We start from the raw sequence: 21,298 nt of genomic DNA on the forward strand, positions 1-21,298 counted from the left end.
TGAAACGTAAACTATTTATTGTGATTCATCATGTTTCCGTCGATGCTTATTTGTAAGCCGGCTGCAACCTTCATTCCGAGCTCAATATTGGCTCTGAAAAAGTGACATAACTGTCTGTTGATGATCTCGTCTTTCTTCGGTCCGTCAATCCCTTTCATGCTGTCTATTATGTTGTGGATGAGTTTTTCACGGTCTTCCTGCTTCATTGCTTTTGTGTAAAGTAAGCCGGGCTGAGTGTAGTGGTCATCATCATTTTCATTTCGGTTATAATTCGCAACGTGATTGCTGTCCAGTTCATACTCAAAATTTTTGTAGGCTGAATCTGGTTTTATATCATCAAAACTGTTCGGATGATAGTTGGGTTTGTCCTGATAATGGCTTGAATCTGCCATAAAACCGTCGCGCTGGTAATTGTTAACAGCAAACGGACAACGGTTGACTTCAAGATGATGTGCATTTACCCCAACTCTGTAACGGTGAGCATCGGGATAAGAGAAAAGTCTTCCCTGAAGCATTTTGTCAGGTGAAAAACTAATTCCGTTCACTAGATTACTCGGTGAGAAAGTAGATTGCTCAACATGAGCAAAGTAATTGACAGGAATTTCATTCAGTTCCATTTCTCCCACTTCAATTAATGGGAAGTCGTCATGTGACCAAACTTTTGTGATGTCAAAAGGATTCCATCTGAATTCGTTGGCCTGAGCTTCGGTCATCGTTTGAATATACATTGTCCATTTCGGGAAATCGCCGCTGTCAATCGCATTACAAAGGTCTTCCTGAGCAAAATCAGGATTTTCGCCTGCCATTTTTACAGCTTCCTCATTAGAGAAGTTTTTAATTCCCTGTTTTGTAAGAAGGTGGAATTTAACCCATGTTCTTTCGTTGCCGGCATTAATCATTGAGAAAGTATGCGATCCAAAACCGTGCATGTGTCTGAAACCGTACGGTGTACCGCGGTCTGACATTAAAATTAAAACCTGATGCAGAGATTCAGGATTCAAACTCCAGAAGTCCCACATCATTGTGGCGCTTTTCAGATTGGTTTTAGGAACTCTTTTTTGGGTGTGGATAAAGTCAGGGAATTTTTTGGCATCTTTAATAAAGAAAACGGGTGTGTTGTTTCCAACCAAATCCCAGTTGCCATCTTCAGTGTAAAATTTTAAAGCAAAACCTCGCGGGTCTCTTGCAGTATCGGCACTTCCTTTTTCACCACCTACTGTGGAGAATCTCGCAAACATTTTGCATGAGTTTCCAACCTGAGAAAATAGTTTTGCTTTGGTATATTTTGAAATGTCGTGGGTAACGGTAAATTTTCCGTAAGCACCACTTCCTTTGGCGTGCACAATTCTTTCAGGAATTCTTTCTCTTACGAAATGAGCAAGGTTTTCCTGCAAAATAAAATCCTGAAGCAAAACAGGACCTCTTGCTCCTACAGTTTGTGAATCCTGATGCTCGAAATAAGGAGCTCCACTTCCTGTGGTTAACTTTTTAGTATCCATTTATTTATGATTTGTATAAAATATTTAATTTTTCAGATTCAAATTTAGATGAATTTTTAATTGCCTAAACCAAAAACGTCATATCTTTGTAATAGATAATATTAATCGAATGAACATTCAGCAATTGGAATATCTTATCGCTGTAGATAAGTACAAACATTTTGGTAAAGCTGCACAGGCCTGCTTTATTACCCAACCGACCTTAAGCGCTATGATTCAGAAGTTTGAGGATGAGCTGGATGTGAAAGTTTTTGACAGAACCACTCATCCAATCCGAACTACCGACGTTGGATTGCAAATTATAGACCAAGCTAAAACAGTTATTGAAGGTGTAAACGAGCTTAAAAACAAAGCGAATTTATTAAATAATATTTTAGGAGGTACCATAAATCTTGGGATTATTCCCACGGTTTCATCTTTTATTTTGCCGACAGAAATCTTCCAGTTTTTACAGGAAAATCCTAAGATTCAGATGAATGTGAAGGAAATGACGACCGAAAATATCATCAAGGCATTAAAATCAGGTGAGCTTGATGCGGGAATTATTTCTACCCCTTACGATAATGCCAACGAGTTTTACAAAGATTTTCTTTTCAATGAAGAGCTGATGATTTACAGCTCAGATACAGAAGCAAACAAGAAAAACACCTTCATTGTACCAGAAGAAATGAATACTGAAAAAGTTTGGCTTTTAGAAGAAGGTAACTGTCTGAGAAATCAGTTTGAAAACATCTGTCATTTAAAGGAAAATACTTTAAAGCCTAAAAATTTGGATTTCCTTGCTTCAAATATTCAGACTTTGGTGCACATGGTGGATAAAGTGGGAGGAATCAGTATTTTGCCTGAACTTGCCTTAAACCAACTTTCAGATGAGCAGAAAACGAAGGTTTTTAAATTTAAAAAGCCTTTCCCTTATCGTGAAATCAGTATTATTTATTATAAGCCGACCTTCAAACAAAAAATCATTGATGAGTTGGGGAATTCAATCAAAAAATCACTGAAAGACAAACTTAATTACTACGAAAATCCGAAAGATTATGTGAGTATTAAGCCGCAATAGAATTAGAAATCAGATGAAAGTCTGATTTTTTTCATTTATTTTCAAAGTCAAAAGTTTTGAGTATTAGAAAAATAGTGCTTACATTTGCAGACGTTTGATAACGAGGAAAAATTTGACCTGATTGCAACCTCTCTAAAAATATGCTAAAACAGTATTCTATTTCAGCTATTTCCGGCAATTATTATTCATTTTTTATCCTCTTAGTTTTAAATTAAAAAAACAAAAGAAGAATATGTCTTATTTATTTACATCTGAATCAGTTTCAGAAGGCCATCCGGATAAAATCGCAGATCAGATTTCCGACGCGTTAATCGATAACTTTTTAGCTTACGACAAAACCTCTAAGGTTGCTTGTGAGACTTTGGTTACAACAGGACAGGTTGTTTTGGCTGGAGAAGTAAAATCTGATGCTTATCTTGATGTACAGACTATCGCAAGAGAGGTGATCAACGGAATTGGTTATACTAAAGGTGAGTACATGTTCAACGGTGATTCTTGTGGAGTTATTTCTGCAATTCACGAGCAGTCTCCGGATATCAACCAAGGTGTTGACAGAGCGGTAAATGACGAGTCTTTTGAAGCAAAAGCAAACGCGCAGGGAGCGGGTGATCAGGGGATGATGTTTGGCTATGCAACCAACGAAACTGCGAACTACATGCCTTTGGCTTTGGACTTAGCTCATACAATTCTGAAAGAACTTTCTGCTTTAAGGAGAGAAGATTCTGAAATTAAATATCTTCGTCCTGATGCAAAATCTCAGGTTACTATTGAATATTCTGACGATCACAAGCCGGTAAGAATAGATTCTATCGTAGTTTCTACTCAGCACGACGATTTCGGGGCTGAAGAAGAAATGCTGACTAAAATCAGAGAAGACATCAAAAATATTTTGATCCCTAGAGTGGTTGCTTTGCAGACTGAGGAAATCAAAGCTTTATTCAACGAGCAGATTAAATATCACATCAACCCAACAGGAAAATTTGTAATCGGTGGTCCTCACGGAGATACAGGTTTGACAGGAAGAAAAATCATTGTTGATACGTACGGTGGGAAAGGTGCTCACGGTGGGGGGGCATTCTCTGGAAAAGATCCTTCAAAAGTAGACAGAAGTGCTGCATATGCTACAAGACACATTGCTAAAAACTTAGTTGCAGCTGGTGTTGCAGATGAGGTTTTGGTACAGGTTTCTTACGCGATTGGTGTTGCTGAGCCTTGTGGTCTTTTTATCACAACTTATGGTACATCAAAAGTAAATTTGACAGACGGTGAAATTGCTAAAAAAGTATCTACAGTTTTCGACCTTAGACCTTATGCAATCGAGCAGAATCTGAAGTTGAGAAATCCTATTTATCAGGAAACAGCTTCTTACGGTCACATGGGAAGAGAGCATTTTGTTGCTGATAAAACGTTCAATAAAGGTCACAAAAATGAGTTGACTCTTGAAGGTCTGGAATTCTTTACTTGGGAAAAATTAGACAAAGTAGAAGAGATTAAATCGGCTTTCGGATTATAATTCTTCTTTTCGGTATAGAAACTGCTTTAACATGAAAATGCTAAAGCAGTTTTTTTTATTTTTACACTTAAATATTTTATGATGAACATGCGATTTGCAATCACTATCCTTTTTGTTTTTTTTGCCGGAATTTTTGCTCATGCACAGTATACTGTTCATAAAGTTGTCAGTGTGGGGTATGTCTATCAGAATCAAAGTTTTGGGGAAGTAGGGGGGAAGCTGATGTTTCTTAAAAATGATGATGTGATTTACAGATTGGGCGCTTCTGCATTGATGGGATCGGCCAATTCTCAGTTTGCCATTATGCCGAAACTGCAGGCAGATGTTCTTTTAAATTTCCAGAAAGATGTAGATTTTTATCATTCTTATTATTTTATTTTAGGAGCAGAAGGAACAAATAAATATGTTGCTCCGAAAGTTGGCTTCAGTTTATTTGGAATTGTTGATTTGACGGGAGGTTATGCTTTTCCGGTCGCAGATGCAAGATTAAACGGCAAAGAATTGAAAGGTTTAAATATTAATTTCACATTAAATATTCCTACAGTGGCTATTTATGACATGTTTAAGTAGGTTTATTTAATTTTTTTTTAATGTTAATTGTTAAAAGTTTAACATTTATTAAAAATTTATTTATATTTACAGCATAATTCAATGCTATAGAAAAACTTTACTCTGAAATTTGCTTACATCCCCAAAAAATACCAGTTCTACTCTGGTGAAAGGTGTCTGCAAAATAACAATTATAGAGAAGAGAAAAGTTATGAAACCTACAGATAGCAACCTGATCACCCTTTATCAGAGCGGAAACGAAGAAGCCTTATCCATCCTTATCCACCGTTATCAGCGGGATCTTTTCACGTTTATTCTTTACAAGATTAATGATGAAGATCTTGCAAACGATATTTTTCAGGATACCTTTATGAAAATCATTGTTATGCTGAAAGAAGGCAGATATAATGAAGAAGGTAAATTTATTCTTTGGGCAAAAAGAATCGCACAGAACTTAATTATTGACCATTTTCGTGCTAAAGCAAAAAACGTAAAAGTTTCTGAAACGACTTTCGATAATGATGAATATTCAATATTTGATCTCATCAGAGAACCTTCGGAAAACATTGAAGATCAGTTGGTAAGTCTTCAGATTCAGGAAGATTTGCTTAAAATGTTACAGTTTTTGCCGGAAAATCAGCAGGAAGTGATTAAACTTAGATTTTTTGATGGCTTAAGTTTTAAAGAAATTGCAGAACATACCGATATGAGCATTAATACAACTTTAGGAAGAGTGCGGTATGCGTTGATTAATCTCAGAAAAATAATGGAAGAAAACAATATTATTCTTACGAGATAATATTTTGGAACAATTTTCGTTTTTAAAGAAATAACAATTTTCGCCTATGAAAAATAACGATTCTTTAAAATCCAAAAGTTTGAAACCAAAAAAGCAAACTATTGATTTTTTGCTCAATTTCTCAAAAAGTCTTGAAGTAATTAAAGTGAAGGATTCTCACATCCACCTTTCGAAAAATTAAAAATTAGTAAATTTGTGCTGTATGAAAATTCAGCACATTTTTTTTGACCTCGACAATACCCTTTGGGATCACCGCAGAAACGCTTATTTAACAATTGAAAGCCTTTTCGAAAAAGAAGAAATCAATTTGAAATACGACATTGATTTTGAAACATTTCATTCTGTCTATCACGAAATCAACGAAAGACTTTGGGAGCAGATCAGAGATGGTGAAATTGACAAGGAGTATCTCAGAAAGCACAGGTTTTATGACACATTCAATCATTTCGGGATTGATGATCTGCAATTGTCGATGTATTTTGAAGAACACTTTTTAGATAAAATTTTAAATTTTAATCATCTTGTAGAAAGTGCTGATGTAATTTTAGAATATTTAAAATCTAAAAATTACACGCTTCACATCATTTCAAATGGCTTTCAGGAAGTGACTGAGAGGAAATGTATTCTTTCGGGAATTGATCATTACTTTCAAACCATTACAAGTGCAGATTCTGTGGGCGTGAGAAAACCAAATCCTGCTATTTTTAAATATTCTCTCGGACTTGCCAATGCTAAAACCGAAGAAAGTATTCTGATTGGCGACGACTGGATTGCCGATGTAATCGGAGCACAAAATTTTGGAATTGATGTAATTTTCTTTGATGTTTTAAAGGAAAATCCACAGCAGGAAAATTTGAAAGTTATTGAACATCTTTTACAGATAAAGGATTATTTATAAAAAATTCGGCGACATCAAGGTGTCGCCGAAATTATATTCAATAGAAATGTTCTGGAATTATATTCCCAAACTTTCTCTCACTCTTTTAATCGTTTCAGTAGCAATCATTCTCGTTTTTGCCGCTCCTTCCTGAAGTTTGGCTTCCAGTTCATCAAGATTGTTCATGTAATAAGAAAACAACTCTCTTTCTTTTTCAAATCTTGTTAAAATTAAATCCAAAAGCTCTTTTTTAGCATGACCATAACCGAAGTTTCCGGCTAAATACTTTACTCTTAATTCTTCAGTCTGTTCAGCGGTTGCAATCAATTCGTAAATCGCAAAAGTCTTATCTGTACACGGATCTTTTGGTTCTTCCAGTGTTTTGGAATCACTTTCGATGCTCATCACCTGTTTTTTCAGTTCCTTTTCAGGTAAGAAAATATTGATGATATTTCCTCTGGATTTAGACATTTTGTGTCCATCCACGCCAGGAACGTATTTGGTGTCTTCCTGCAGTTCAGCCTGAGGCAAAACCAAAACTTCACCCATCTGATTATTAAATCTTGAAGCTACATCACGGGCAATCTCCAAATGCTGAAGCTGATCTTTTCCTACAGGAACAATTTCCGCATTGTAAAGTAAAATATCTGCAGCCATCAAAATAGGATAGGTAAATAATCCGGCATTTACATCCTGCAAACGGTCTGCTTTATCTTTAAATGAATGTGCTAACGTTAATCTCTGATAAGGAAAAAAACAGGATAAATGCCAGGAAAGTTCACAGGTTTCAGGGATGTCGCTCTGTCTGTAAAAGAATGTTTTTTCGGTATCCAGTCCGCAGGCAAGCCACGCTGCAGCAATTTCGTAGGTGTTGTTTTTTAATTCTTTTGCATCTTTAATCTGTGTCAGCGAATGAAGATTCGCAATAAATAAAAATGACTCGTTTCCTGCTTGCTTTGAAAGCTCAATTGCAGGAATAATAGCACCCAAAAGATTACCAAGGTGCGGTGTTCCGGTGGCTTGTATGCCGGTAAGAATTCTTGACATTTAATAAAAATATTTCCACAAAAATAGGGAAAATTTAGAATTTATCCTTCCGAAAACGGTTTGAACAGATATTTACTTGTATTAAAATTTTTGTTCAATCAAAATTCTGTTAATTATTTTTTCAGACGAATTACGTAATTAAACGTCAACACCTGTAAATTCCAAAGCGTCAGCGTCTGTTCTGCAAGAATCAAATTGTTTTCAGAACCAATAATTAATGTATCCCGAAATGAACTGATAAACTGCGACCAATAATCTCCCTTCGAATCTTTGAGCAAAAAATAAAATCCGGCGTCACCAAATTTTTTGCCTGAGGAATCTAAAATCAATTCACCATTTTCTCCAACATTTGGATTCATCAAAACCGTTGCATTCCCATTGGGTAAAGGGAAGACGGCTTTCACACATGTTTTTCCAGATGGCAACTGACAGATTCCATAAACACCGGAATAGATCACTTGTCCGGTCGATTCAATCGAGCGAAACCAAAATGTATATTTGATTTCATTGGTTTTTGCATAGATAAGGTTGATAATTTCGCTTTTTAACGATTCGGAATTGTCAATATTTTTGGTTGGAATATTCAGCTGATTAATTCTGTTGCTGAATAGTTTGTTGATTAAAATTCCAAAAAATTTAAAAAAAGGATTCCATTTTACAGAAAAATCCAAATAGTGATTGGCTGTGTTTTCATAAAATCCGATAACGTTTTTAGATAAATTGGTGAAATCTGCTTCGGATAAATTCAACTTAGACATTGATGGGATGATTCCTTTTGATTCTGAATCTTTTTCAACAATTAAATTTTCCTTTTCTGCAAACTGGTGAATAAATTCCTCACCAATCGCATCCAGATTTCCAAACGGTCCCATCAGCCAAGGGTAATCTTCCGGCTTGATTTTTCTTCCCCGCAGAATCACCCATTGCTGAGTCACCCAATCCTGAAATTTCTGCATCGGATAAGCGAATCTCATTTAATTGTTTTTTAGATTGGGAATAAAGTTTTGTCGTCCGTTCCATTCTCCAGATTCCGAAATCGGTTTGAAACGCAACGTTGTAAATTCAAAATGAAAATCTTTCCGGTCTCTTTCTTTCATTGCATTTTTATGTCGTTCAGGTTTCGGAACTTTGCTGTGGCCATGCACCATAGCGGTCATTTCTTTCTGAGTTTTCCAGATTGAAAATGTAGAAACGGTGTTTGGAAATTTAATGGAAGCCAAAGCCAAAGTCGTGGCGGGATGGTCGCGTACCAACTTCTCAACAGGTCTTCCCCAACGGATAAATCTTGGAATTTCCGGAAACTTCATTCTGGCAATTGTCACTGCGACAACAGGAGAATCCGGATTATCAGGTTCTATTGTTTCATCAGGAATATTAAATTTGTTGAATTTACCCCATTTTCGCAGAAAAGTCAGTCTCGTGTGCCAGCCTTTCGAAAGTATTTTTCCTAAATTATTTTCAGTTAAAAAAAGATCGACATCACTTTCATTTTCCCATTGGGCAAACACTGCGATTTGTCTGATCAGCATTCGGGATGGCGAAAAAATAGGAGAGCCGAGCGTCATCGCTGTCATTATTTCTGCATGGATCAACCCCGAAATTTGCTTTGGTTTTGGTGGAAACAAAAGGATTTTAAGTGCAGAAAAGTAATTTGTTTTTACTAAATGATAGGTGAAGATGCTCATTTTTTCAAGTTATTGGAAGTTTTTGCAGATGAAATTATAATATTAATTTTACTTTTTCCTTATTGCGTTATAATAATTGATTCCTTCTTTTTTCATCCAGAAATAAGGAATTTGTTTTGATTTCTTTTTTTTAAGATCGGTAATAACAGCAAAAAAATTATAGATTAAATAAGTGTATTTACCATCATTAATAATTAGATTTGTATCTGAAATTGTTCCAAAAAAGATTAAATTTTCTGTATTTTCAATTTGGTTTGTAAAAGCTGCAAAAGAATTTCCTTTATAATTTCGTAGATATTGTTGAATTTTATCTACAGCATTTTGACTGAAAATTTCTTTCGATCTACTAATGTGAGAATAAACGACTTCGTCTTTATTTAAAACCTTTTTAATGATGAACGGATCTATTAATATACCATCTTTATAAGTTTGAAATAATTTGAGAGCATCTAAGAAGGAAATGTAGTTATAAAAATATCCTTCTGTTTTCAGATTATTTATATTAAAATTTGATAAAAATTGAACTTCTTGTTTGCTTATTTCCAATTCTTTTCCTGATGTATAGGAATGGTTATACAAATAATTCTCTGGGATTTCTGAATCTGGATTTTCGTTAAGTGCACTTCCTATTCTGATTAATTTTCTTAAGCCACCAATTGAAACATCATTTCGGTCATTTTTTTTGGTTTTGAATGAACTATAGAAATTTACTACTCTTCTTGTTTTGTTATCTACTACAATGATTTTTTCCCGGAACCATTCATCAAAAGCTTGTTTATCTTCAGGTTTAAAATTGTAAGTTAAAGCATTTTCAAAAATTTTATTTCGTACAGAATCCAAATTGGTTTTGTAAGAAGTTGAATCTAAAGTGGTGTAAATTTTCAAATTCTTTTCCTGTGTATTGATTTTCAGTTTTGTCAATTCATTATCAATGAAACGAATTACTGTGCTATCTTTTATGGGCTTATTATCAGCATAATAGTAAATGTTTTCCTTTTTACACGAAAAAAGAATAATACAAATTGTGAAAAATTGTAGAAGTTTCATTTAAGGAATCAAAATCTTCTCCCCGCCAAACTTTGGTTCCACACCAAACATAAAATCCCAAAAAACTTTAGCCCTTGCCAGTTTTTCTCTTGCGTTGGTTTTAAAACCTGCATATTTATTCACATCTTCAGCATTGTAGCCAAAGGCTTTAATAGCGTTTTTTCTTGCTAAATAAACTGCTCTTTCATTGTGGAATTTCTGTGAAATAATGATGTAGGAATTTTGCCCAAAAATTTCTTTCGCTCTTAGTACAGAATCCAAAGTTCGGAAGCCTGCGAAATCCTCAAAAATTTTATCTGCGGGAACTCCGGCTTTGATGAGCTCGTTTTTCATTTCTTCAGGTTCGTTGTAGTCTTTTTGAGAATTGTCCCCGCTTACGATAATGTTTTGAATCTTTCCTGATTTAAATAACTCTGCAGCAGCTCTTATTCTGTTAAAAAAGTAAGCGTTTGGATTTCCGTTGGATAAGGTTTTACTCGTGCCAAGGAGAAGTCCTGTTTTCTCGGATGGAAGTTTTGAAGGATCTGAAGTGACGAAGTTTTCTGTCTGATCTTTGATGGTAAAGTTGGACCAGATCACAAAAATAATTCCCGCCACAAAAAGCAGCAGGAATATTTTGATTGTATTTTTTATAAATTTTTTCATACAGTTTGAGCCTTTGAAGGTTTCATAAAAGTATGAAATTCCCATGAGTTTGAAACACAAAAACTGGTAAAAAATATGGGATTAAATATGTCCTCTAAAAGACAATAAAGATCTGCATATTAAATATTTTAAAACTCAAGTCCGTTCGGGAAAGCTTTTTTTCTGAAAATTATTAAAAGTGCACCGCCAACAGTAATGGCAGAATCTGCAATATTAAAAATGTATTTGAAGAATTCAAGATGTCTTCCGCCAATTAAAGGACAGCTTTCAGGAACATTCCAATCGACTAAAGGGAAGTGTAGCATGTCGACCACGCAACCTTTCATAAAAGTAGAATAACCCTGACCAAATGGAACGAGTTTCGAAACTCCGCCGTAGCCAATCCATTGTTTGATGTTTTCGTCGTAAACCATTCCGCTGTCGAAAATCAATCCGTAGAACATTCCGTCAATTAAATTTCCGATGGCACCGGCAAAAATCATAGACATTGGGATGATCAGATAGTTTGATTCACCTCTTTTAAGCCATTTGCTAAACAGATAAATCATTCCGCCGATCAGGAAAACGCGGACGATGACCAGAAAATATTTCCCGAGCATTCCGCCAAAATGAAAGCCATAAGCCATCCCGGGATTTTCAACGAAAGTTAATTTAAATCCCGGAAAAACAGCTACACTGTCATTCAGATTAAAGTTGGTTTTAATGTAAATTTTTGATGCCTGATCAATCAACAATATAAGAAAAGTGATAAGTGCTATCTTCTTCATTATTGGTCAGTCTTTGGTTTGTCTTTAAAATTTCTTGCAGGCTTTTCCTTTTTTGGTGCAGTGATTCTTGGTTCAAAATTCTGAGTTTTGGCACCTCTGGTGTGAAATTTTTCGAATCGGATTCCCATGTCTTTCATTACACTTTTCAGTGCATTCAGCTCCATTTGATTTTTTGGGTGTACTATTAATGCTTCCATTGTAATTTATTTTGAAACGTAGATGAAGCCAAAGGCTTTAGAAACGCTTTTTGTTTAATGCTAATGTTTAGAAAGTTCGTCGAGTCTTTTTCGGTCTTTGGCAGAGAGGTCGTTTATTCCATTCTTGCCCATTTTACCGAGAAGTCTGTCGATTTCCTTTTCTCTGTCCCGTTTGTCTGAATTGAATTGCTGATCAATGGTCAGGTTTTTAGGTTTATCGGGATAGAATTTATTTTTAATTCTGTCTCGGTTAAAATACCATAAAGCTGCAAAAAGGATGATTCCTAAAATCAAATATTCACTCATAGATATAATTAAAAAATAGGTTTACATAATGTTTTAAAAAACATCATATAAACCCAATTAATTATTTACAAAAATAAGATAAAAAAATTATTTCTGCATATTTTTAGCTTCGATGCTCAATGTAGCATGAGGAACAGCCAGAAGTCTTGGCTTGGGAATTAATTTTCCTGTCACTCTGCAAACACCGTAAGTTTTGTTTTCAATTCTTATCAAGGCGTTTTTCAGGTCGCGGACAAATTTCTCCTGTCTTCCTGCTAAAATAGAATTTTGCTCCTTGCTTAAAGTTTCTGCTCCTTCTTCAAAAGCTTTGAAAGTTGGAGAAGTGTCATCAGTTCCATTATTCTGGTCGTTGATGAAACTTTCTCTGATCAGTTTTAAATCATTCTCAGCTTTTTCTATTTTATCTTTGATGATTACTTTAAATTCCTGTAAATCAGCATCGCTGTAACGTACTCTTTCGTCTGACATGGTTCTTTTTCTTTTTTAATAAAATTATGAAATGGAATTTGAAAAACAATAACTATACGTTAAATTTTTTCAACATTTATCTTAAATTTAACCTCATCTATTTCGATTTCGTTAAAATCTGATAGTGAAGATACAAATTCTAATTTATCCGACAATACTTCCTCTGAAATATAGGCTTCGTTTTTACGAATATCATTGATAAATTGAGAGGTTTCTTCGATAGAAATTCTAATTCTGTCGGTCAATTCAAAGTCTTTTTCCTTACGGATGTTTTGAATCCTGTTGATGAGTTCTCTTGCAACTCCCTCGGATTTTAATTCTTCTGTCAATGTCAAATCTAATGCCACAGTTGTTTTCCCGTCTGAAGTTACCGTCCAGCCCGGGATGTCTTTGGTTGAGATTTCTACGTCGGCTGTTGTAATTTCATATCCCTGTACTTCTGCTTTTCCGTCTTTTTCCAAAGATGAAATTTGCTCTGCAGAAAAATTATTGATTTCATTACCAACCACTTTCATGTCTTTTCCAAGTCGTGAACCTAAAGTTTTAAAGTTGGGTTTTATCTGTTTTACAATTAAATGTGATGCTTCTTCCGCATTGATTAACTGCAATTCTTTAACATTAACTTCTTGTTTAATTAATTCTGCAACTGCAGAAATTTGTTCTTCAGTTTTTGAATCTAAAACAGGAATTAATACTTTCTGTAAAGGCTGACGAACTTTTACGTTTTCTTTCTTTCTCAAAGAGAAAACCATACTCGTAATGTTCTGTGCTAAATGCGTTTTTTCAACCAAATCCTGATCAATCAAACTTTCATCAGCAACAGGGAAATCTGTCAGGTGAATAGATTCCGCTGCTTCTTTTCCTGTAACTTTATTTAAATCCTGATACAACTGATCCATAAAGAACGGAGCAATTGGCGCTGATAATTTCGCAACAGTTTCCAGACAAGTATACAAAGTCTGGTAAGCAGAGATTTTATCTTCTGAATAATCTCCTTTCCAGAAACGTCTTCTGCATAATCTTACGTACCAGTTTGATAAATTGTCATTTACAAAAGTGTTGATCGCTCTTGCCACTCTTGTCGGCTCGTAATCTTCGTAGAATGCCTTTACTTCTTTAATTAATAAGTTCAATTCAGACAAAATCCATCGGTCGATTTCAGGTCTGTTTTCAACTTCTTTTTCAGAATAATTGAATCCGTCGACATTCGCATACAGCGCAAAGAATGAATAGGTGTTGTACAATGTTCCGAAGAATTTTCTTCTCGTTTCATCAATTCCTTCGATGTCAAATTTTAAGTTTTCCCAAGGATTGGCATTAGAAACCATGTACCAACGTGTAGCATCTGGTCCGTAAACCGCTAAAGTATCAAAAGGATCAATTCCATTTCCTTTGGATTTTGACATTTTCACGCCGTTTTTATCCAAAACAAGTCCGTTACTCATTACATTTTTATAAGCAACTGAGTCAAAAACCGCTGTTCCAATCGCGTGAAGTGTATAGAACCAACCACGGGTCTGGTCAACACCTTCCGCAATGAAATCTGCGGGGAAGGCTTTATTATTGTCGATTAATTCTTTATTTTCGAAAGGATAGTGCAACTGTGCATAAGGCATTGAACCCGAATCAAACCAAACATCGATCAAGTCGCTCTCACGTTTCATTGCTCTTCCTGAATCTGAAACTAAAATTACTTTGTCAACGATATTTTTATGTAAATCAACCAAAGCATAATTCTGCTCAGACATATCACCAATCACAAAATCTTTGAAAGGGTTTTCTGTCATAAATCCTGCTGCAATAGATTTTTCGATTTCGTTGTATAATTCTTCTACAGAACCGATGATTTTTTCTTCCTTCAAATCTTCTGTTCTCCAGATTGGTAAAGGGATTCCCCAATATCTTGAGCGGGAAAGATTCCAGTCGTTTACGTTTTCTAACCAGTTCGCAAAACGTCCTTCACCAGTTGATTTCGGTTTCCAGTTAATCGTGTCATTCAGTTCTACTAAACGGCTTCTCAATGAAGTCATTTTCACAAACCAAGAATCTAACGGGTAATATAATAATGGCTCATCTGTTCTCCAGCTGTGTGGATAACTGTGAACATATTTTTCAACTTTGAAAGCCTTATTTTCTTTTCTTAATTTTAAAGCAATTCTTTCATCTACAGAGAGATAAGCTTTCAAGTCTGCAATGATAGACTTTAAATTTTCTTTCTGAATGTTTAATTCAATGTTTTTTTCTTCTTCGCTAAGGTATTCTCCTTTCACATATTCATTAGCAAAACCATAGATTTCATCATTTACAACAGATAAAAATCTTCCCTGTAAGTCAACTAAAGGAATTGGATTCTGGTTTTCATCTAAAACCAACATCGGCGGAACTTCAGGTTGAGCTTCTTTAGCTACTTTCGCATCATCAGCACCAAAAGTAGGAGCCGTGTGCACGATACCAGTTCCATCTTCTGTCGTTACGAAATCTCCTGAGATTACTCTGAACGCATTTTCAGGATTTTGGTATGGAAGAGCGTATTGTAATAATTGCTCATATTTAATTCCAACCAAATCAGCTCCTTTGAATTCTGCTAAAATCTCGTAAGGGATAACTTTAGTTTCAGATGTATAATTTACAAAATCCTCGTCTGTTCCTTCAGCATATTTTTTAGCAAACTGTTTTCCGACCAAAGCTTTAGCTAAAACAACATTTATTGGCTCAAAAGTATATTGATTAAAAGTTTTTACTAAAACATAATCGATTTTCGGACCTACTGTCAAGGCTGTGTTAGAAGGCAACGTCCAAGGAGTTGTCGTCCAGGCTAAGAAATGTACGTCTCCAAAGCCTTGTAAAAATGAAGGTAATGTTTCCGGTAATGTTTTGAACTGAGCAACCACTGTTGTATCCGAAACATCACGGTAAGCTCCCGGTTGGTTGACTTCGTGAGAAGAAAGTCCGGTTCCCGCTTTCGGAGAATAAGGCTGGATGGTGTAACCTTTGTATAATAATCCTTTATCATACAACTGCTTCAACAACCACCAAACCGTCTCCATGTATTTTGATTTGTACGTGATATACGGATCTTCAAGATCAACCCAGTAACCGATTTTCTCAGTAAGGTTGTTCCAAACGTCTGTATAACGCATTACCGCTTCACGACATGCTTTGTTATAATCTTCAATTGAAATTTTTTTGCCAATATCTTCTTTAGTGATTCCTAATTCTTTTTCCACACCAAGCTCTACAGGAAGTCCGTGTGTATCCCAACCCGCTTTACGGAAAACCTGCTTTCCGTTCTGGGTTTGAAAACGACAGAAAATATCCTTCAACGCTCTGGCCATTACGTGGTGAATTCCGGGCATACCGTTTGCTGAAGGCGGACCTTCATAAAAAACAAACTCAGGCTGCCCCTCACGAATCTCAACACTTTTATTGAAGGTTTTATTCTGTTTCCAGAATTCCGCTACATTCTCTGCCACGTCAATAAGGTTGAGGTTTTTGTATTCTTTAAATTGGCTCATTGTAATATATCAATATCGTTGATTAATTAAGTTGGCAAATTTAGTGATTTTTGTCGGTTTATAATATATGTTTTATTTTGATTCAGTTTATTGAAAAGTTTGCGAAAATTGAAAAGTTTTTTGAAGTGAATTGTCAAACGTGAACTGTAAATCTTTATAGAATCAATAAATGGAATTTTATCAATAGGAGCGGGCTTTAGCCCACTTTCAATGTGGCTATATTATATTGGCTTTAGCCAAAACCTATTTTCTCAAGCAGATTTTCACAGATAATTTTAAAAAAATTATCTGTGAAAATCCGGGCAATCTGTGGTAACAAAACTTTCTACTCAACTTTTATTTTAATTTAAATAAATTTGTCTTCTAAATTTAAACTATTGGAACTTTTCCCATCCATCGAAAAATCAAGCGTTCAGGATATCAAAACTTTTCAGGAAGAAAAACTGAAAGAACTTTTGAAATACCTAGAAAATCACTCACCTTTCTATCAGAAATTATTTAAAGAAAACAATGTTGTTATTTCTGATATTCAGACTTTGGAAGATTTGCAGAAAATTCCAACGACTGCAAAGAACGACATTCAACAGAATAACGATGATTTCTTTTGTGTTCCAATGACCGAAATTGTTGATTTCAGCACAACTTCCGGAACTTTGGGTGATCCTGTAACTTTCGGACTTTCAGAAAAAGATATGGAAAGAATTGCCTACAACGAAGCAATTTCACTTTCGTGTGCCGGAATTTCAAAAGGTGATGTTATTCAAATGATTACAACAATTGATAAACGTTTCATTGCTGGTTTGGCTTATCTTTTAGGTTTAAGAAAAATTGGAGCCGGAGTTGTAAGAATGGGACCTGGAATTCCGGAATTGCAGTGGGATTCTATTTTTAGATATCAACCAAAATTTTTAATCACCGTTCCGTCGTTTTTGTTGAAAATGATTGATTACGCTGAGAAAAATAATTTAGATTATAAAAATTCAAGTGTAATTGGAGCGGTTTGCATTGGTGAAAGTATCAAAAATCAGGATTTTACGGATAATATCCTTTCACAGAAAATAAAAGAAAAGTGGAATATTGAATTATATTCTACTTACGCTTCCACCGAAATGAGCACAGCATTTACAGAATGTGAATTTCAGATAGGTGGACATCAACATCCGGAATTGATTATCACAGAAATTCTTGATGACGAAGGAAATCCAGTGAAAGAGGGTGAAAGTGGCGAATTGACGATAACAACTTTAGGCGTTGAAGCAGTTCCTTTGTTGAGATTTAAAACTGGAGATTTAGTTAAAGCGCATTATGAATCTTGTCGATGTGGGAGAAATACGATGAGGCTGGGGCCTGTTTTGGGTAGAAAACAACAGATGATTAAATATAAAGGAACCACTTTATATCCACCTGCGATGAGCGATATTCTGAATGATTTTGATGGGATTTTGTGTTATCAGATTGTGATTCAGTCGAATGAAATTGGCTTGGATGAAATTATCATTAAACTCAGCACAGAAAGAGAAGACGAAAGTTTTGTAAATGAAGTACGGGATCATTTCAGAGCAAAATTAAGGGTAAGTCCGAAAATTGAATTGGTAGATTTTGATGTTTTGTCGAAAACGGTATTTCATCCGAACAGCAGAAAACCGATTACTTTTATAGATTTAAGATAACTTTTATTCTATAAAGATGGAAATATTATTATTTAATTAAGCTGGATTTTCTTTTCTAATATTATCTTTGCGGAATTATAATTAAACTATGAAAAAAATATTTTTGCTCTTGTTCGTGGCAATTGCGACAACAGCTTTTGCTCAAAACCTTACTGTAACTTCTGGAAACCTTAGCTTTTTAAAAGGTCAAACGGAAGTTAATATTGAACGTAATTATGGAAGTCCGCTTTTTCAGGCTGAAAATTTTTCGGAAACTGAATATCTTGAAAGAAGGCATAAAGAAACAGTAGCTAAAAAAGGCGAAGCTGCCTGGAAAACGTGGATTGATTTTTGGGAACAACACGTTGAAACAATTTGGACAGAAAAATTTATTGAAGGTTTAAATAAATCAAAGAAAATAAAATTTGGACAAAATGTAGAAGCTAAATATACTTTAATCATTCATCCAACATGGATGTATGCTGGTTGGCAAGGTTTTGTCACACAACCCGGAAAATTGTCTGCAGAAATTACAATCGTGGAAACTGCAAATCCTTCAAATATTTTAGCAACAATAAAAGGCGATAAAATTGAAGGAACAGGTAGTAAAGTTGATTACGGAATGGAATATGGAAGAATTGCCGCAGCTTACGAAAAAACAGGTAAAGAAGTAGGAAAGGAAATCAAAAAAGCTTTAAAATAAAACAAAAACGGTCTGAAAAATTTTCAGACCGTTTTTTTATGCTTGTTGTTTTTCTGTTTTGATGAAATTTGCCAGATTGACAATTGCTGTATCGTGTATTCTTACAAACGTATTCTTTTTGTTCCAGACGTAACCTGCTAAAACCGCACATATTTTTCTTTTCACATCAGGGTTTTCCGGTTGATGGAAAAATAATTCCTGAAGATTTCCGGTGTACCATTCTTTTACATAAGTTGTGAAAACATTGACGCCGTATAGAATGTAATCTGCAAATTCTGTCTGCCAATCGACTTTTTCGCCGTTTAATTGTCTTATTGCCAGTTTTGCGGCTGTCATTCCGCCTTCGGTTGCAAACGCCATTCCGGAAGAAAAAACAGGGTCAAGAAATTCTGAAGCATTACCGGTCAAAGCAAATCCGTCTCCGTATAATTTTTTTACTGAACAGGAATAATCTTTCAAATGTTTTGGTTCAAAAAGAAAATCTACATCTCCGAAACGTTTTACATAATAATCGGAAAGTGAAATTGCCTTTCTCAAAGCTTCTGCAGCGTTTCCGTTTTCAGATAATTTGTCGATATATTCAGTCGGACCAACAATTCCCACACTCGTATTTCCATTAGAAAAAGGAATTACCCAAAGCCAGACTTCAGTTTCAATAATATCAAAAGAAATTAAAGTTCCTTCTTCACCTTCTTCTCTGTTAATATCTTCTACATGAGCAAAAATTGCAGAATGCGGAGAAAGTTTCGATGGTTTTTCTAAATCTAAAAGTCTTGGCAAAACTCTTCCGTAACCGCTCGAGTCGATTACGAATTTCGCATGGATTTCTTTTGTTTTTCCGTCTTTATTTTTTACAGTTGTGATAGAATCTGTTCCATTAAATTCAATTCCAATCACTTCTGTTTCAAATTCAAGATCAACTCCTTTATTAATCACTTCCTGAGCCAAAGTATTGTCGAAATCAGCTCTCGGAACCTGCCACGTCCAGTCCCATCCCTCTCCGAATTTGTTGCTGAAATCAAAAATACAAACTTCATTTCCTCGCATAAAACGAGCTCCCAATTTCTTTTCAAAGCCCATTTTATCCAAAGCAGGAAACAGTCCGGCCTCGTCAAAATGATCCATCACCCGAGGAATAAGGCTTTCGCCAACAACCAATCTTGGGAACATGGTTTTTTCCACCACTTTCACCTTTACGCCGTTGTTATGAAGATATGCGGAAGAGACACAACCGGAAGGTCCGGCACCAATCACAAGGACATCTACAAATTCTTTCATTTTGTGTGATATTCTATCTATATTTGCGTCACAAAATTAATCACAAAAAATTGATTCCAAATCAGTTTTTTTTTCTTTTTTTAAATATTGATAGATGATATTAACGGCTAACCTCCAATTAGAGGATTTTTATAAAATTATTTTTGATAAAGAAACGCTTGAATTAAGTGAAACACTGATTTCCAAAGTAGAAAACGGTTTCAGTTTTTTAGAAGAGTTTTCCAAAGATAAAGTTATTTATGGCGTAAACACTGGTTTTGGGCCAATGGCGCAGTATAGAATCAGTGAAGAAAACAGAAATCAGCTTCAGTATAATTTAATAAGAAGCCACTCTTCGGGTGTGGGAAATCCACTTTCGCCTCAATCTGCAAAAGCTGTGATGTTGGCGAGATTGAACACATTGAGTTTAGGAAAATCGGGAATTCATCCTTCGGTTGTTTTTTTGCTTAAAGAATTGATTAACAAAGATGTTACGCCGTTGATTTTCGAACACGGTGGCGTTGGAGCAAGTGGAGATTTGGTTCAGTTGGCACATTTGGCTTTGGTTTTAATTGGAGAAGGCGAAGTTTTTTATAAAAATGAAAGACGCGCAACCAAAGATGTTTTTGCCGAATTAAATCTTGAACCGATAAAAGTTCACATCCGTGAAGGTTTAGGATTGATGAACGGAACTTCCACAATGACAGGAATTGGAATTATCAACGCCTATTATTCAAGAAAGTTAGTCGATATTTCAGTGAAACTTTCGTGTGCGATTAATGAAATTGTTAAAGCCTACGATGACCATTTTTCTGAAGCTTTAAATTCCACAAAAAGACACGAAGGTCAGCAGAAAATCGCGTCCAGAATGCGGGAAAGCCTTTCTGACAGTAAATTAATCAGAAAAAGAGAAGATCATCTCTATAACAAAGAAAATAAAGAGGAAATCTTCAAAGATAAAGTTCAGGAGTATTATTCATTACGTTGTGTTCCGCAGATTTTGGGACCGGTTTTAGATACTTTGGAATTCACGGAAAAAATCTTGGAAGATGAAATTAATTCTGCCAATGATAATCCTATCATAATTCCTGAAGATCAGCATGTTTACCACGGTGGAAACTTCCACGGCGATTATATTTCTCTGGAAATGGACAAGCTGAAAATCGTTATCACAAAACTGACGATGCTTGCAGAAAGACAGTTGAATTATCTTCTGAATGCAAAAATTAACGAGATTTTCCCACCATTTGTAAATCTTGGAAAATTAGGATTGAATTTCGGAATGCAGGGTGTTCAGTTTACTGCAACTTCCACAACAGCGGAAAGTCAGATGCTGTCGAATCCGATGTATGTTCACAGTATTCCGAATAACAATGATAATCAGGATATCGTAAGTATGGGAACCAATTCTGCGGTGATTTGCAGTAAGGTTATTAATAACGCTTTCGAGGTTTTGGCAATCGAATTGATTACGGTTGTTCAGGCGATAGAGTTTTTAGAATGTCAAAGCGAAATTTCCTCAAATACGAAAAAATTATACGATGAGGTTCGGGCAATTGTTCCGCCTTTCAAAGAAGATTTGGTGATGTATCCTTTTGTAGAGAAAGTAAAAGAATATCTGAAAAACTAATTTGGAAATCAGAAAACCCGAAGGGTTTAATATCAGTAACCGTAGGTGAAACCTATGGAACAAAATTAAAACATTTCCAAAGTCC

At 35.2% G+C, this 21,298-nt stretch carries 20 protein-coding genes; 8 read left to right on the forward strand and 12 right to left on the reverse strand.

The genetic code is table 11. From position 1 onward, the window contains the following. Positions 1 to 11 precede the first annotated feature (11 nt). Entirely contained in the window at positions 12 to 1,499 is a 1,488-nt protein-coding gene (locus AC2A1G_RS16275; protein ID WP_484047960.1) for a catalase, read from the reverse strand. A gap of 109 nt (positions 1,500 to 1,608) precedes the next feature. Here AC2A1G_RS16275 and AC2A1G_RS16280 point away from each other — a divergent pair, with 109 nt between their 5' ends. From AC2A1G_RS16280 to AC2A1G_RS16300, 5 genes are all read left to right on the forward strand, one after another. After that, positions 1,609 to 2,559 carry a LysR substrate-binding domain-containing protein gene (locus tag AC2A1G_RS16280; protein WP_484047961.1) on the forward strand — a complete coding sequence of 317 codons (951 nt, stop codon included), beginning with the start codon at positions 1,609 to 1,611 and terminating at the stop codon, positions 2,557 to 2,559. 232 nt (positions 2,560 to 2,791) lie between these two features. Continuing rightward, positions 2,792 to 4,072, forward strand: a complete 1,281-nt coding sequence (gene metK / locus AC2A1G_RS16285) for a methionine adenosyltransferase (RefSeq protein ID WP_484047962.1) — start codon at positions 2,792 to 2,794, stop codon at positions 4,070 to 4,072. A gap of 81 nt (positions 4,073 to 4,153) precedes the next feature. Then, positions 4,154 to 4,642 carry a hypothetical protein gene (locus AC2A1G_RS16290; RefSeq protein ID WP_484048220.1) on the forward strand — a complete coding sequence of 163 codons (489 nt, stop codon included), beginning with the start codon at positions 4,154 to 4,156 and terminating at the stop codon, positions 4,640 to 4,642. A gap of 190 nt (positions 4,643 to 4,832) precedes the next feature. After that, positions 4,833 to 5,420, forward strand: coding sequence for an RNA polymerase sigma factor (locus tag AC2A1G_RS16295; RefSeq protein ID WP_484047963.1), 588 nt, complete (start codon positions 4,833 to 4,835; stop codon positions 5,418 to 5,420). Positions 5,421 to 5,622: 202 nt separating this feature from the next. Beyond that, positions 5,623 to 6,318 (forward strand): YjjG family noncanonical pyrimidine nucleotidase, encoded by a 696-nt coding sequence (locus tag AC2A1G_RS16300; RefSeq protein WP_484047964.1) that lies wholly within the window; start codon positions 5,623 to 5,625, stop codon positions 6,316 to 6,318. A gap of 57 nt (positions 6,319 to 6,375) precedes the next feature. On the opposite strand, the gene trpS is transcribed toward AC2A1G_RS16300, so the two are convergent. From trpS to ileS, 10 genes are all read right to left on the reverse strand, one after another. Continuing rightward, positions 6,376 to 7,344 carry a tryptophan--tRNA ligase gene (trpS, locus tag AC2A1G_RS16305; RefSeq protein WP_484047965.1) on the reverse strand — a complete coding sequence of 323 codons (969 nt, stop codon included), beginning with the start codon at positions 7,342 to 7,344 and terminating at the stop codon, positions 6,376 to 6,378. Positions 7,345 to 7,457: 113 nt separating this feature from the next. Continuing rightward, on the reverse strand, positions 7,458 to 8,318 hold the full coding sequence (locus AC2A1G_RS16310; RefSeq protein WP_484047966.1) for a hypothetical protein: 861 nt from the start codon (positions 8,316 to 8,318) through the stop codon (positions 7,458 to 7,460). Further along, positions 8,319 to 9,029 (reverse strand): hypothetical protein, encoded by a 711-nt coding sequence (locus AC2A1G_RS16315; protein ID WP_484047967.1) that lies wholly within the window; start codon positions 9,027 to 9,029, stop codon positions 8,319 to 8,321. Positions 9,030 to 9,077: 48 nt separating this feature from the next. Further along, the gene (locus tag AC2A1G_RS16320; RefSeq protein ID WP_484047968.1) at positions 9,078 to 10,076 is read right to left on the reverse strand and encodes a hypothetical protein; all 999 of its coding nucleotides are present in this window, start codon (positions 10,074 to 10,076) and stop codon (positions 9,078 to 9,080) included. Beyond that, complete coding sequence (locus AC2A1G_RS16325) at positions 10,077 to 10,721, reverse strand: SanA/YdcF family protein (RefSeq protein WP_484047969.1); 645 nt, start codon at positions 10,719 to 10,721, stop codon at positions 10,077 to 10,079. 128 nt (positions 10,722 to 10,849) lie between these two features. Beyond that, positions 10,850 to 11,488 (reverse strand): lipoprotein signal peptidase, encoded by a 639-nt coding sequence (locus AC2A1G_RS16330; RefSeq protein WP_484047970.1) that lies wholly within the window; start codon positions 11,486 to 11,488, stop codon positions 10,850 to 10,852. Further along, positions 11,488 to 11,685 carry a DUF2683 family protein gene (locus AC2A1G_RS16335; RefSeq protein WP_484047971.1) on the reverse strand — a complete coding sequence of 66 codons (198 nt, stop codon included), beginning with the start codon at positions 11,683 to 11,685 and terminating at the stop codon, positions 11,488 to 11,490. The genes AC2A1G_RS16330 and AC2A1G_RS16335 overlap by 1 nt, the downstream gene beginning before the upstream one ends. A gap of 60 nt (positions 11,686 to 11,745) precedes the next feature. Next, a complete protein-coding gene (locus AC2A1G_RS16340) occupies positions 11,746 to 11,991 on the reverse strand; it encodes a DUF6576 domain-containing protein (protein ID WP_484047972.1) in 246 nt (81 codons plus the stop codon). 87 nt (positions 11,992 to 12,078) lie between these two features. Continuing rightward, positions 12,079 to 12,459, reverse strand: coding sequence for a TraR/DksA family transcriptional regulator (locus AC2A1G_RS16345; protein WP_484047973.1), 381 nt, complete (start codon positions 12,457 to 12,459; stop codon positions 12,079 to 12,081). Between the two features lie 59 nt (positions 12,460 to 12,518). Beyond that, positions 12,519 to 15,974: an isoleucine--tRNA ligase gene (gene ileS / locus AC2A1G_RS16350; protein WP_484047974.1), complete on the reverse strand. Its 3,456-nt coding sequence runs from the start codon at positions 15,972 to 15,974 to the stop codon at positions 12,519 to 12,521. A 377-nt stretch (positions 15,975 to 16,351) separates the two neighbouring features. Here ileS and flxY point away from each other — a divergent pair, with 377 nt between their 5' ends. Together flxY and AC2A1G_RS16360 are read left to right on the forward strand one after the other, a co-directional pair. Further along, positions 16,352 to 17,644, forward strand: a complete 1,293-nt coding sequence (gene flxY, locus AC2A1G_RS16355; RefSeq protein WP_484048221.1) for a flexirubin biosynthesis putative acyl-CoA ligase FlxY — start codon at positions 16,352 to 16,354, stop codon at positions 17,642 to 17,644. A gap of 88 nt (positions 17,645 to 17,732) precedes the next feature. Beyond that, positions 17,733 to 18,326, forward strand: a complete 594-nt coding sequence (locus AC2A1G_RS16360; protein ID WP_484047975.1) for a hypothetical protein — start codon at positions 17,733 to 17,735, stop codon at positions 18,324 to 18,326. Positions 18,327 to 18,362: 36 nt separating this feature from the next. Here AC2A1G_RS16360 and AC2A1G_RS16365 read toward each other — a convergent pair whose 3' ends face one another. Then, complete coding sequence (locus tag AC2A1G_RS16365) at positions 18,363 to 19,604, reverse strand: NAD(P)/FAD-dependent oxidoreductase (protein ID WP_484047976.1); 1,242 nt, start codon at positions 19,602 to 19,604, stop codon at positions 18,363 to 18,365. A 94-nt stretch (positions 19,605 to 19,698) separates the two neighbouring features. On the opposite strand from AC2A1G_RS16365, the gene flxA reads away from it, so the two are divergent. Beyond that, on the forward strand, positions 19,699 to 21,213 hold the full coding sequence (gene flxA, locus AC2A1G_RS16370) for a flexirubin biosynthesis tyrosine ammonia-lyase FlxA (RefSeq protein ID WP_484047977.1): 1,515 nt from the start codon (positions 19,699 to 19,701) through the stop codon (positions 21,211 to 21,213). The last annotated feature ends 85 nt before the right edge of the window (positions 21,214 to 21,298 follow it).

The sequence above is a fragment of the Chryseobacterium sp. HNCC26DJ240 genome, from assembly GCF_057180485.1.